General features: G+C 69.3%; 13 protein-coding genes. All 13 read left to right on the forward strand.

The window, feature by feature from the left end; translation table 11 throughout:
• Window position 1 precedes the first annotated feature (1 nt).
• The 13 genes from DV20_RS18165 (at window position 2) to DV20_RS18225 (ending at window position 12871) form a co-directional block, all read left to right on the forward strand.
• A complete protein-coding gene (locus DV20_RS18165; protein ID WP_043781780.1) occupies window positions 2-838 on the forward strand; it encodes an MlaE family ABC transporter permease in 837 nt (278 codons plus the stop codon).
• The gene (locus tag DV20_RS18170) at window positions 835-2160 is read left to right on the forward strand and encodes an MCE family protein (RefSeq protein WP_043781783.1); all 1326 of its coding nucleotides are present in this window, start codon (window positions 835-837) and stop codon (window positions 2158-2160) included. The genes DV20_RS18165 and DV20_RS18170 overlap by 4 nt, the downstream gene beginning before the upstream one ends.
• The gene (locus DV20_RS18175) at window positions 2157-3185 is read left to right on the forward strand and encodes an MCE family protein (protein WP_043781784.1); all 1029 of its coding nucleotides are present in this window, start codon (window positions 2157-2159) and stop codon (window positions 3183-3185) included. The genes DV20_RS18170 and DV20_RS18175 overlap by 4 nt, the downstream gene beginning before the upstream one ends.
• Complete coding sequence (locus DV20_RS18180) at window positions 3182-4168, forward strand: MCE family protein (protein WP_043781786.1); 987 nt, start codon at window positions 3182-3184, stop codon at window positions 4166-4168. Before DV20_RS18175 ends, DV20_RS18180 begins: the two co-directional genes overlap by 4 nt.
• On the forward strand, window positions 4165-5349 hold the full coding sequence (locus DV20_RS18185; RefSeq protein ID WP_043781788.1) for an MCE family protein: 1185 nt from the start codon (window positions 4165-4167) through the stop codon (window positions 5347-5349). Before DV20_RS18180 ends, DV20_RS18185 begins: the two co-directional genes overlap by 4 nt.
• Window positions 5346-6521 carry an MCE family protein gene (locus tag DV20_RS18190; RefSeq protein WP_043781790.1) on the forward strand — a complete coding sequence of 392 codons (1176 nt, stop codon included), beginning with the start codon at window positions 5346-5348 and terminating at the stop codon, window positions 6519-6521. The genes DV20_RS18185 and DV20_RS18190 overlap by 4 nt, the downstream gene beginning before the upstream one ends.
• The gene (locus tag DV20_RS18195) at window positions 6521-7786 is read left to right on the forward strand and encodes an MCE family protein (protein ID WP_043781793.1); all 1266 of its coding nucleotides are present in this window, start codon (window positions 6521-6523) and stop codon (window positions 7784-7786) included. Before DV20_RS18190 ends, DV20_RS18195 begins: the two co-directional genes overlap by 1 nt.
• A gap of 36 nt (window positions 7787-7822) precedes the next feature.
• Window positions 7823-8398, forward strand: coding sequence for a hypothetical protein (locus tag DV20_RS18200; protein ID WP_043781794.1), 576 nt, complete (start codon window positions 7823-7825; stop codon window positions 8396-8398).
• An 83-nt stretch (window positions 8399-8481) separates the two neighbouring features.
• Complete coding sequence (locus tag DV20_RS18205; RefSeq protein ID WP_043781796.1) at window positions 8482-9423, forward strand: hypothetical protein; 942 nt, start codon at window positions 8482-8484, stop codon at window positions 9421-9423.
• Between the two features lie 63 nt (window positions 9424-9486).
• Entirely contained in the window at window positions 9487-10479 is a 993-nt protein-coding gene (locus tag DV20_RS18210; protein WP_235190870.1) for a Gfo/Idh/MocA family protein, read from the forward strand.
• Complete coding sequence (locus DV20_RS18215) at window positions 10476-11252, forward strand: Gfo/Idh/MocA family protein (RefSeq protein ID WP_043781797.1); 777 nt, start codon at window positions 10476-10478, stop codon at window positions 11250-11252. Before DV20_RS18210 ends, DV20_RS18215 begins: the two co-directional genes overlap by 4 nt.
• Window positions 11253-11435: 183 nt before the next feature.
• Window positions 11436-11651, forward strand: a complete 216-nt coding sequence (locus DV20_RS18220; RefSeq protein WP_043781799.1) for a DUF5988 family protein — start codon at window positions 11436-11438, stop codon at window positions 11649-11651.
• Between the two features lie 29 nt (window positions 11652-11680).
• A complete protein-coding gene (locus DV20_RS18225; RefSeq protein WP_043781801.1) occupies window positions 11681-12871 on the forward strand; it encodes a cytochrome P450 in 1191 nt (396 codons plus the stop codon).
• Window positions 12872-12875 lie beyond the last annotated feature (4 nt).

Below are 12875 nucleotides of genomic sequence, written 5' to 3' on the forward strand. Positions count from 1 at the left end.
CATGACGTTCCTTACACGTGCCAAGGGCGTCGCGAACCGTCCTCTCCAGACGCTGGACACCCTCGGTGACCAGATGTCGTTCTACGGCCGGGCGCTGCTGTGGACGCCGCGGACCATTCGCCGCTACACCAAAGAGGTCCTCCGGCTGCTGGCCGAGGTGAGCTTCGGCTCCGGCTCGCTGGCCGTCATCGGCGGCACGGTCGGCGTGATGGTCGGCCTGACCCTGTTCACCGGTGTCCTCGTCGGTCTCCAGGGCTACTCGGCGCTGAACTCGATCGGGACGTCGGCCTTCACCGGCTTCCTGACGGCGTTCTTCAACACCCGCGAGATCGCGCCGCTGGTTGCCGGGCTCGCCCTCAGTGCCACGGTCGGCGCCGGGTTCACCGCCCAGCTGGGTGCGATGCGGATCTCCGAGGAGATCGACGCCCTGGAAGTCATGGGTGTCCCGAGCCTGCCGTACCTGGTCACGACCCGGATCATCGCCGGGTTCGTCGCGGTCATCCCGCTCTACATCATCGGCCTGCTGAGCTCGTACCTCGCGTCGAGACTGGTCGTCATCTACATCTACGGCCAGTCGGCGGGTACCTACGACCACTACTTCGACCTCTTCCTGCCACCGCAGGACGTGCTCTATTCGTTCATCAAGGTGCTGCTGTTCAGCGTCCTGATCATCCTGTCGCACTGCTACTTCGGGTACCGGGCCACCGGCGGCCCGGCCGGTGTCGGCGTCGCGGTCGGCAAGGCCGTGCGGCTGTCCATCGTCACGGTGTCGATCATGAACTTCTTCATCGGGTTCGCCATCTGGGGAACCGACGTCACGGTAAGGATCGCGGGATGAGGACGCTCCGACGCAGGCTGCTCGGCCTGCTGCTCATCGCCGTGATGGTCGGCGGGGTGGCGCTGTCCATCGCGCTCTACGACAAGGCGTTCACGCCGGTCGTCACGGTCAAGCTCCAGGCCGACAAGATCGGCAACCAGCTGATCAAGCAGTCCGACGTCAAGGTGCGCGGGCTGATCGTCGGGTCCGTCCAGGACATCGTCGCCACCGACAAGGGCGCCGAGCTGACCCTGGCGCTCCAGCCGGAGTCCGCGAAGCTCATCCCGGAGAACGTCTCGGCGCGGTTCCTGCCCAAGACGCTCTTCGGCGAGCGGTTCGTCTCGCTGGAGATCCCGAAGGACCCGTCGGCGAAGACGCTTTCCAACGGGGACGTCATCCCGCAGGACCGCACGTCGAACGCGGTCGAGCTGGAGCAGGCGTTCTCCCACCTGATGCCGGTGCTGCAGGCGGTCCAGCCGCAGAAGCTTTCGGCGACGCTCACCGCGATCTCGACGGCGCTGCAGGGCCGCGGCGACCAGCTCGGCGACACGCTCTCGCAGCTGGGCACCTACATCGGCGAGCTGAACCCGCACGAGCCGGAACTGCAGCACAACCTGAAGGCGCTCGCGGAGTTCTCCGACCACCTGAAGGACGCGGCCCCGGACCTGGTGCAGAGCCTCGACAACCTGAGCACGACGACCCGGACCGTGGTCGACGAGCGGCAGAACCTGTCGAACCTCTACGGCAGCCTGACCCAGGCTTCGGTGGACCTGCAGACGTTCCTGCAGAACAACAAGGACAACATCATCTCCCTCGTCGACACCGCCCGGCCGACGGCCGAGCTGCTGGCGAAGTACGCGCCGGAGTACCCCTGCGTGATCTCCCAGATGGCGAAGAACGTGCCGCTGATCGACCAGGCGCTGGGCAAGGGCACCAACCAGCCCGGCCTGCACGCCACCATCGAGATCATCGTGCCGCGCGCGCCCTACCAGGCGGGCAAGGAAGAGCCGCGGTTCGACGACAAGCGCGGCCCGCGCTGCTACGACATCAAGGACATCCCGAAGCCGTTCCCGTCCGAGCCGCCGGACGGCGCGTTCAAGGACGGCACGCTGCACCAGGCCGCGCCGAAGAGCGCCGGTGAAGGCCTCAACCCGGCCAAGTTCAAGGCCGACGCGGCCGGCAACGGCGGCAGCGGCGGCGATCTGGCGTACTCGACGGCGGAACAGGGCTTCCTCGCCGACCTGCTCGGCCCGCAGCTGGGCATGACCGCCGCCGACGTCCCGGGCTGGAGCTCGCTGCTCGTCGGCCCGCTGTACCGGGGCGCGGAGGTGACGGTCAAGTGAGGGGCCTGCTCGCGCCGCTGATCAAGCTCGGCATCTTCGTGGTCGTCACCGTGCTGTTCACGACGATCCTCGGGATCAGCATCGCCAACATCAACACCACCAGCACCAACGGCTACAAGGCGCGCTTCACCGACGCGACGCTGCTGCTGCCCAACGACGACGTCCGCATCGCCGGCGTCCGGGTCGGGCAGGTCAAGGACGTGCACATCGTCGACAAGCGCCAAGCCGAGGTCGAGTTCGAAGTGGACGCCGGGCGGACGTTGCCGGCCGGGGTGACCGCGCAGATCAAGTTCCGCAACCTGGTCGGCCAGCGGTACGTCTCCCTCGGCGAGGGCGACGACAGCTCCGGCAAGACCCTGCCGCCCGGCGGCACCATCCCGCTGGAGCGGACCACGCCGGCGCTGGACCTGACCGAGCTGTTCAACGGCTTCAAGCCGCTGTTCACCGCGCTCAACCCCGAGGACGTCAACAAGCTGTCCTACGAGGTCATCCAGGTCCTGCAGGGCGAGGGCGGCACCGTGGAGAGCCTGCTGTCGCACACGGCGTCGCTGGCCACCACGATCGCCGACAAGGACCAGGTGATCGGCGAGGTCATCGACAACCTCAACTCGGTGCTCGACACGGTCAACGCGCACACCCCGCAGCTCAACGACCTGATCGTCAAGCTGCAGCAGTTGGTGTCCGGCCTGGCCGCCGACCGCAAGCCGATCGGCGACGCGATCGAGAGCCTGGGCAACCTGGCCCAGACGACGTCCGGGCTGCTGGGCGAGGTCCGCGAGCCGCTGAAGAACGACATCGACGCGCTCGGCGACCTCACCAGCGCGCTGAACAAGAACGAGCCGGAGCTGGAGCACTTCATCCAGTTCCTGCCGACCAAGGTGAGCACGCTGACCCGCACCGCGGACTACGGCTCCTGGTTCAACTTCTACGCCTGTGAGTTCTCCGGGAGCGTGAGCTTGCCGCCGCTGATCAACGACGTCGCCCTGCCCCTGATTCCGGCGAACCGGGCGAGGTGCCAGGGATGAAGTCCTTCCAGAGCCGCAACCCCGTGCCGATCGCGCTGGTCGGGATCGTCGTGCTGGCGCTCGGTTTCACCGCCGCGCTCAACTCCGACGACCTGCCGGTGATCGGGGGCGGCACCACCTACAGCGCCGAGTTCAGCGAGGCCTCCGGGCTGCAGAAGGACAACGACGTCCGGATCGCCGGCGTCAAGGTCGGCAAGGTCAGCGACATCGAGCTCGACGGCGCCTCGGTGAAGGTGTCGTTCAAGGTCAAGGACGCGTGGCTGGGCGACCGGACCAGCGCCGCGATCAAGATCAAGACGCTGCTCGGGCAGAAGTACCTGTCGCTGGACCCGCAGGGCGAGAACGCGCTGAACCCGGGCACCGGCATCCCGCGGGACCGCACGATGGCGCCGTACGACGTGCTCGACGCCTTCCGCGGGCTGTCCCAGACGGTCGACAACATCGACACGAAGCAGCTGGCGCAGAGCTTCGACACGATCTCGCAGACCTTCGCCAACACCCCGGAGGACGTGCGGGGCGCGCTGTCCGGGCTGTCGAAGCTGTCGGACACGATCGCCTCGCGCGACCAGCAGCTGTCGAACCTGCTCGCCAACACCCGCGAGGTGTCGCAGACGCTGGTCGACCGCGACGCCGAGGTGCAGAAGCTGCTCGACGACGGCAACGACCTGCTCGCCGAGCTGGCCAAGCGCGAGGACGCGATCACCGCGCTGCTCAACGGCTCCCGCGAGCTCGCCACCCAGCTGCAGGGCCTGATCGACGACAACGACAAGCAGCTCGACCCGGTGCTGACCCAGCTCGACCAGCTGACGTCGATGCTGCAGCGCAACCAGGACTCCCTGGCCGAGGGGCTCCAGAAGTTCGCGCCCTTCATCCGCGTCTTCACCAACACCATCGGCAACGGGCGCTGGTTCGACAACTACATCTGCGGCCTGGTGCTGCCGTCGTTCGGCCCGATCAACGAAGAGGGGTGCTACACGAAATGAGTGACACCCGCTTCGGGATGGCCCTGACCAGGGGCTTCACCATCGCGATCGTGCTCGCGCTCGTCGTCGCCGGCGGGATCTGGTGGACCCTCAAGGACGCCGGCCGCAACCACCTGACCGCGTACTTCGCCGGCGCTGTCGGCCTGTACGAGGGCAACAGCGTGCGGATGCTCGGCGTCGACATGGGCACGGTCACCAAGATCCAGCCCATGGGCAACCAGGTGAAGGTCGAGTTCGAGTACGACCGCTCGGTCGCCGTCCCGGCCGACGCGAAGGCGCTCATCGTGGCGCCGTCGCTGGTGTCGGACCGGTACGTCCAGCTCGCCCCGGCCTACACCGGCGGCCCGCGGATCTCCGACGGCGCGGTCATCGGCCTCGACCGCACCGAAGTGCCGCTGGAGGTCGACCAGCTGGCGGCCAGCCTGGCCCGGGTCAGCGAGACCCTCGGCCCGAACGGCGCCAACAAGTCCGGCTCGCTGTCGAACCTGCTGAACACCGCGGCGGCCAACGTCGACGGCAACGGCCAGGCCCTGCACGACACGATCACCAAGCTCGGCCAGGCGGCCGGAACGCTGTCCGGCAACAAGGACGACCTGTTCTCCACCATCGAGAACCTCGGCAAGTTCTCGCAGACGCTGGCCGACTCCGACCAGCAGGTCCGCACGTTCGAAAGCCGGCTCGCCGACGTCAGCGGCTACCTGGCGTCCGAAAAGGACAACCTGGCCGCGACCGTGCGGCAGCTGGGCACGACGCTCACCGCGGTGCAGGCGTTCATCGACGCCAACCACGACCGGCTCAAGTCCAATGTGGACAAGCTGGCCGGCATCACGAAGGTGCTCGTCGACCAGCGCAGCTCGCTGGCCGAGATCCTCGACGTCGCCCCGGTCGGCCTGAGCAACCTGGTCAACACCTACAACGGCGCGGCGGGCACGCTCGACGCCCGGCCGAACCTCAACGAGCTGACCCAGCCGCCGCTGGTGATGATCTGCCGGCTGCTCAAGCAGGTCGGCACCAAGGGCATCCCGGACGTGCTCGGCGACGCCTGCGAGCGCATCGCCGGCGTGGTCGACAAGGTGATCCCGCTGCCGTCCGTGGCGCAGACCGTGCAGGCCCTGCAGTCCGGCCAGCTGCCGCCGCTGCCCCTGCCCATCGCCGGGCAGCTCTACGGAGGTGGCCAGTGAAGAAGCTCGTGACCGCGGGCGTGCTCGCGACAGCGTCCGCGCTGACGCTGTCCGGCTGTGCCTTCAAGGGCATCTACGACCTGCCGCTGCCCGGGGGCGCCGACCTCGGCGACCACCCGTACACGGTGAACGTCGAGTTCCGGGACGTGCTCGACCTGACCCCGCAGGCCGGGGTGAAGGTCGACGAGGTGCCGATCGGCCGGGTCGAGAACGTCGGGCTGACCAAGGACGGCTGGCACGCGCTGGTGACGCTGAAGGTCAACGGCGACGTCAAGCTGCCGGCCAACGCGATCGCCAACGTCAAGCAGTCCAGCCTGCTCGGGGAGAAGTACGTCGAGCTGGCCTCGCCCGGCGACGACCAGGCCCACGGGAAGCTCGCCGACAACGCGACCATCCCGCTGGCCCGCACGAACCGCAGCGTCGAGGTCGAAGAGCTGCTCGGCGCGCTGTCCCTGCTGCTCAACGGCGGCGGTGTCGACCAGCTCAACACCATCACCAAGGAGCTCAACAACGCCACGTCCGGCCGCGAGCCCGACATCAAGGCCCTGCTGGACAACGCGAACCAGCTGGTCACGAACCTCGACAAGCAGTCGAAGAACATCACCCGGGCCATCGACGGGCTGAACCGGCTCTCCTCGACCCTCAACGACCAGAAGGACAAGCTGGTCGGCGCGGTCGACAACCTCGGGCCCGGGCTCGGCGTGCTGGAGCAGCAGCGCGGCCAGCTGGTCACCATGCTGCAGGCCCTGGACAACCTCTCCGGCGTCGCCACCGACACGGTGAACAAGTCGCAGAAGGACCTCGTCGCCGACCTCAAGGCGCTGACGCCGACGCTGCGGAAGCTCGGCGAGGCCGGCAACGACCTGCCGAAGGCCCTGGAGCTCCTGCTGACGTTCCCGTTCAGCGACCAGGCGATCAACGGCGTCAAGGGCGACTACTTCAACCTGTACGCGAAGGTGGACCTGAACCTGAAGACGATCGTCGACAACCTGGGCAACAGCCGGCAGAACGCCCTCGCCGGGCAGCTGCCGCTGGCCGGCCTGACCGGCGGGGTCCAGGGCACGCCGGCCAACCAGCCGCCGCCGCTGCCGATCCCCGGGGCCGCCACCCAGGGGCCGTCGAAGCCGGGCCTGGGCAACCTCTTCGGGCTCCTGTCGGGAGGTGCGGGCTGATGCTGCTCCGCCGGACGAAAATCCAGCTGGTCGCCTTCGTGGTGATCTCCGTCGTCGCGATCGTCTACGCGCTGGTCCGGTTCGCCGGGCTCGGCACCGTGTTCGGCAACGACGGCTACACGGTGAAGCTGCAGCTCAACGAGTCGGGCGGCATCTTCACGAACGCCGAAGTCACCTACCGCGGCTACAACATCGGCCGGGTCGGCGAGATGCGGCTGACCCCGACCGGGCTCGAAGCCGACCTGAACATCGACCCGTCGGCCCCGAAGGTGCCCGCGGACCTCGACGCCGTCGTCGCCAACCGGTCGGCGGTCGGCGAGCAGTACGTCGACCTGCGGCCCAAGGCCGACCAGGGCCCGTACCTGGCGGCCGGCTCGGTCATCCCGGCGACCAAGACGACCACCCCGGTCAGCACCGACCGGCTGATCGGCGACCTCGACTCGCTCGCCGCGTCGGTCCCGGTCGACTCGCTGCGCACCGTCGTCGACGAGTCCTACGACGCCTTCCGCGGCACCGGCGGCGACCTGCAGAAGCTGCTGGACACCGCGCGCAGCTTCACCACGACCGCGCAGCAGTACCTGCCCCAGACGATCCAGCTGCTGGACGCCGGCGGCCAGGTGCTGGACACGCAGAACGCCGAAGCGGCGAACTTCGCCTCGTTCAGCAAGAGCCTCAACGAGCTCACCGGCACGCTGAAGAACTCCGACGGTGATCTGCGCAAGCTCATCGGCATCACCCCGCAGGTGGCGACGCAGATCAGCCAGGTGCTGGCCGAGTCCGGCCCCGGCCTCGGCGCGTTGACCGCGAACCTGCTCACCACGGCCAACCTGACCGTGACCCGCCTCGACGGGATCGAGCAGGGCCTGGTCACCTACCCGGCGCTGGCCGGCGCGGTCAGCAGCGTGGCGCCGGGTGACGGCACCGCGCACCTCGGCCTGGTGCTCAACCTGTTCAACCCGCCGGCCTGCACGAAGGGGTACATCCCGTACTCGCAGTTCCGCACCGGGAACGACCTTTCCGCGCGGCCGGCGAAGGAAGACGCGTACTGTGCCGAACCGAAGGGCAGCCCGATCAACGTCCGCGGGGCGCAGAACGCGCCGTACGGCGGGGTGCCGGTCGCGCCGTCGGACAGCGACGTCGCGGCCAACGCGAACCGGCCGGCCGAAGAGCTGGCCGAGGAGCGGAACACCCGGGGCGTCCCGGGCATCGTCGGCAGCCCCGGCGTCAGCCTGAACAGCCTGGGCTCGCTGCTCGGCCTGTCCTGACGTGGATTTGATGACCGTTACCTACTCTGGAGTGTCATGAGCACGGACCAGCCGGCCGCCACGGCAGTGGAGGAGGAATCCTCCCCGACGCCGTCGAAGGACCCCTCGCGGATCCTGGTGCTCGGCGCCGGGGCGCTGGCGCTGGCCGCCCTGATCGCCGCGGCGATCTTCGGCATCCAGTGGTGGGTGGCCGCGAACGACGACAACGCCGGTCTGGCGGCGTCGCGCGAGGCCGTGGTCAAGGCGGGCACCAACGCGCTGAAGGCCTACACCGAGGTCGACTACACCGACCTCGACGGCTTCTTCGCCCGGCAGAAGGCCGTGTCGGACGAAAAGATGGCGCAGCAGATCGACCAGTCGGCACCGACGTTCCGCAAGGCGCTCTCCGACGCCAAGACGAAGGTCACCACCGACGTCCAGGACATCGCCGTCGAGGAGCTGGACGACCACGAAGGCAAGGCCAGCTTCCTCGCCGCCATCGCCACCACCGTCACCCAGGGGGACAAGAGCAGCGCGAAACCGCTGCGCCTCGAAGTCTCGATGACCCGGGTGGGCGATGAATGGAAGCTGTCCGGCATCGACAGCGTCCCGCTCGTCGCGGCCGGCCAGTAGCGTCACCCAGAAGGAGCCCCGTAGTGCCCCCCTCCCGCCGCCAGCCGCCTCGCAGCACTCCGACGCCGTCGCGGCGTCCCCGCGTGGCCGGGCTGCGCAAGCCTTCGACGGACGAGTCCGCCGCCGAGCGGACCGGTGAGCTGCCCGCGAAGCCGCGCCCGCGTCCTCGTCCGGCGCCGCGCCCGGAGCCCCGGCCGGCCGCCGAGCCGGTCGAGTCCACCAGCGGGCAGCTCGACACCTCCCCGGCCGAGGACACGCAGGTCTTCGCGGCGGTCGAAACCGAGGAGCCCCAGGTCGACGCGCTCACCGGCGAGCCGTCGGCGGAGGAGGAAGCTGCCCCGCGGCCGGCGCCCCGGCGGAAGCAGCGGGACGCCGGCATCGCGAAGCCGACGGAGGAATCCGAGGTTCCGGTCACCGCGGACGAGCCGGCGAAGCCCGCGGGCTCGAAGGTGCCGAGGCCGTACCTGGTGGCGGGGGCGCTGGTGCTGGTCGCGCTGATCCTGGGCGGCCTGGCGTTCTGGTTCAAGGCCGAGGAGGTCAAGGTCTCCTCGGCGACGAGCAACACGGCCCTGCTGGACGTCGCGAAGACCGCGCAGGTCAAGGACGCGGTGTCGAAGGCGGCGGAGGCGCTGTTCTCCTACGACTTCAACAACATCAAGAAGACCGAGGACGCGGCGAACGACCTGCTCGCCAACGACGACGTCAAGAACAAGTACAACTCGCTGATGGGCGAGGTGAAACGGCTGGCGCCGCAGCAGAAGATGATCGTCACGTGCAAGGTGACGCGCGCGGCGGTGATCATGCTCAACGACGACCTGGCCAAGGTGATGGTCTTCGTCGACCAGACCTCGACCCGCACGGACACGAAGAAGACGACGGCGGGCACGGCCCAGCTCCACCTGAACGCCCAGCTGCAGGGCGACAAGTGGAAGATCACCGACATGGACACCTACAACGCGCCGAAGGTCCCGGCCGCGGCGCCGGCCCCCTCGTCGGCACCGGCTTCCCCGTCGCCGACGAAGTAGCGCTCTTCGAACTACCCACGTTGGTTATGGCTCCCACCGGGGAGTGTGGGCGAGTCTCGGTACGTGAAGACGTTGCGGCAGCTCGAGGTGGCCCTGATCGGTGCGGGGCTCATCGCCCGGCTGCACCTGGAAGCGTGGCTCGGCGCCGGTGCCGCCGTGCGGGTGTACTCCGACGACGGCCGGAGCGCCGAGCTGGCCCGCGAGTTCGGCGCGAAGTCCGCCGGATCGCTGGAAGAGGCGCTCGACGGCGCTGACGCCGTCGACATCTGCACACCGACCGCGAGCCACCACCGGATCGCGATGACCGCCATCGCCGCCGGCGCGGGCGTCGTGTGCGAGAAGCCCCTGGCCGCCAGTGCCGAAGAGGCCGAAGAGATCGTCGCGGCCGCCGAAACGGCGGGCGTGCGGCTCTACGCCGCCCACGACGTGCGGTTCGCCGCGCCGTACGCCCGGCTCCACGAGCTGGTCGACGGCGGGAAGCTGGGCGAGGGCGCGATCGGCCGGTTCTCCTTCTCCGCCTACCACCCGCGGCCGTGGACCGGGACCGCCTCGGCGCGCTCGGGCGGCATCCTCACCGACCAGCTGCTGCACGGGGCCGACCTCGCCCACTGGGTCTTCGGGGACGTCGTCCGCGTGCACGCCGTCTACCAGGGCGACATCGCCACCCCGGCGCCCGAGGGGGCCGTCGCCACCGGGACCGCCGTGCTCACCCACGCCAGTGGCGCGATCAGCCAGGTCGTGAGCCGGTGGACGGCGACGCCGCGGCCGCCCGTGCGAGTGGCCTTCCACGTGTCGGGGACCGGGGGGACGGTGAGCTACGACTCCGAGTGGCCCCAAGAGGTCCGGGTCGTCGACGGCGTGGCCGAGAACTTCGCCTACGGCGGGCCTTCGGTGTTCGCCACCGAAATGCGGGAGTTCGCCACGGCGTTCGCGGGCGGGCCGGAGCCGCGCATCGGGGCGAAGGACGCGCTGGCCGCCGTCCGGATCATCCACGCCGCCGCCGAGTCCGCGTGGACCGGGCGGGCCGTCGAACTCCCGGTGAGGGGTGCCGCGTGAAGGTCGCCGTTCTGTCGTCCACGCCCGAGGTCCACGCCGGAGCGCTGCGGGGCCTGCCGGGCGTCGAAGTCGTCGCCGCGGAACGCTGGGACGCGGTCGAGCCGGTCCGGCGGGCGGCCGAGGCGGGGGCGCGCGTGCTGTGCGAATACCCGTCCGCGGCCAAGGAGACCGACCTGAAAGCCATGGTCGACGCCGGCGGGGACCGGCTCACCTTCGCTTCGCCGGCCTGCCACGGCAAGGCGTTCGCCGTGATACGCCAGGGAATCGCCGACGGCGGCATCGGCGAGCTGACGACCGTCCTCGGCTCGCTGACCACGAGCGCGGACGGGGTGCTGGGCGCCGCCGCGCCGTACCTGCTCGACCTGGCGGACGCGGTCCTCGGCGGCGAGCCCGCGCAGCAGGTGTACGCACAGGCCAACACCGTCCTCAGTGGACGGATCGGGGAAAGCGGGGCGGTGCTCACCGTCCGGTACCGCGGCGGGAAAGTGGCCTCGTTCGACTGTCGCCGCCGTCCGTCGGGGACGGGCCTGCCGGTCGTCACCTTCATCGGGGACCAGGCGAGCGTGCAGTACGACGCGGGTCCGCGGCTGCTCGACGGTGATCGGCCGGAGCTCGGTGGCGAAGACCTGAATGCGTTGATGCTCAAGGACTTCCTGGCTGACGGCGCCGGGCCCGGGCCGGACGGCCGGGCCGCCCTGCGGACGTTCCGGATCGTCCAGGCGGCCTACGAATCCGCGCACACCGGGCAGCCCGTCGACCTGCCGATCGACTGAGCTCCGCAGCGATGGGGCTTCCTCCTGCACTGCAGGAGGAAGCCCCTTTTCGCTGCGCGGAGTGGCCGCGCGAAAGGCTCTACCAGAGTGAGGGATGTCGCCTTCCGGTGGCTCGCCTAGCCTGAATCGAGAATGAAAAGACTGTTCTGTGCTGGGAAATCCCCGAAATAGGTGGAGGCCGCGATGAGTGTCACGCAGGTGAAAATCGCGTTGAGCGGTGGACCGGCCGAACTGGCGCTGACGAACCGCAGCATCGACGCTGCCGCACTGGAGAACACGCTCAAGATCCGCCACGGGGCCGGTTACGAGCATTTCGTGCACGGCGGCGAGTTCCAGGCCGCCGACGGCGGCGAAATCGCGGTCTTCCGGTGGTCGCACCGCACGAAGATCGCGGAATAGCCCACCGGATCTCGAAAGGAAAGGTTTCCATGACCGACGCGATATCCTTCGAGGTTCCGTGGGCGCGGACCGACAAGTTCGATCCGCCCGCGATATTCGACTCTCTGCGCGAAGAACGTCCGCTCGCGAAGATGGTTTACCCGGATGGGCACGTCGGCTGGATCGTTTCCAGCTACGACCTGGTCCGCGAAGTCCTCAGTGACCCGCGGTTCAGCCACAGCTGCGAAATCGGCCACTTCCCGGTCACCCACCAGGGCCAGGTCATCCCGACCCACCCGCTCATCCCCGGCATGTTCATCCACATGGACCCGCCCGAGCACACGCGGTACCGCAAGCTGCTGACGGGCGAGTTCACCGTCCGCCGCACCAGCAGGCTGATCCCGCGCGTCGAGGCCGTGGCCGCCGAGCAGATCGAGGTCATGCGGGCCAAGGGGGCCCCCGCGGACATCGTCGCGGACTTCGCCAAGCCGCTCGTGCTGCGGATGCTGGGGGAGCTCGTCGGCCTGCCCTACGAGGAACGCGACCGGTACGTGCCCGCGGTGACCCTCCTGCACGACGCCGAAGCCGACCCGGCCGAGGCCGCGGCCGCCTACGAGGTGGCCGGGAAGTTCTTCGACGAGGTCATCGAGCGGCGGCGGCAGCAGCCCCGGGACGACCTCATCAGCTCGCTGGTCACCGAGGACCTGACCCAGGAGGAGCTGCGCAACATCGTCACCCTCCTGCTGTTCGCCGGGTACGAGACCACCGAGGGCGCGCTCGCCACCGGCGTCTTCGCGCTGCTGCACCACACCGGCCAGCTGGCGAAGCTGCGGGCCGAGCCGGAAAAGCTCGACGCCGCGATCGAGGAGCTGCTGCGCTACCTGACCGTCAACCAGTACCACACCTACCGCACCGCGCTGGAGGACGTGAAGCTGGACGGCGAGCTGATCAAGAAGGGCGACACCGTCACGGTGTCGCTGCCCGCGGCCAACCGCGACCCGGCCAAGTTCGGCTGTCCCGCGGAACTGGACATCGAGCGGGACACCGCCGGCCACGTCGCCTTCGGCTTCGGCATCCACCAGTGCCTGGGCCAGAACCTGGCGCGCATCGAGCTCCGCGCCGGCTTCACCGCACTCCTGCGGGCGTTCCCCGAGCTGCGGCCGGCCGTCCCGGCCGACGAGGTGCCGCTGCGGCTGAAGGGTTCCGTCTTCTCGGTGAAGGAGCTCCCCGTCTCCTGGTGAGCGG

The organism is Amycolatopsis rifamycinica (assembly GCF_000695625.1).
GTDB classification, from domain to species: Bacteria; Actinomycetota; Actinomycetes; order Mycobacteriales; family Pseudonocardiaceae; genus Amycolatopsis; species Amycolatopsis rifamycinica.

Coding starts and splice junctions, on each gene's coding strand:
- DV20_RS18165 (WP_043781780.1), top strand. CDS start 2: ATGACGTTCCTTACACGTGCCAAGGGCGTCGCGAACCGTCCTCTCCAG.
- DV20_RS18170 (WP_043781783.1), top strand. CDS start 835: ATGAGGACGCTCCGACGCAGGCTGCTCGGCCTGCTGCTCATCGCCGTG.
- DV20_RS18180 (WP_043781786.1), top strand. CDS start 3,182: ATGAAGTCCTTCCAGAGCCGCAACCCCGTGCCGATCGCGCTGGTCGGG.
- DV20_RS18185 (WP_043781788.1), top strand. CDS start 4,165: ATGAGTGACACCCGCTTCGGGATGGCCCTGACCAGGGGCTTCACCATC.
- DV20_RS18195 (WP_043781793.1), top strand. CDS start 6,521: ATGCTGCTCCGCCGGACGAAAATCCAGCTGGTCGCCTTCGTGGTGATC.
- DV20_RS18200 (WP_043781794.1), top strand. CDS start 7,823: ATGAGCACGGACCAGCCGGCCGCCACGGCAGTGGAGGAGGAATCCTCC.
- DV20_RS18220 (WP_043781799.1), top strand. CDS start 11,436: ATGAGTGTCACGCAGGTGAAAATCGCGTTGAGCGGTGGACCGGCCGAA.
- DV20_RS18225 (WP_043781801.1), top strand. CDS start 11,681: ATGACCGACGCGATATCCTTCGAGGTTCCGTGGGCGCGGACCGACAAG.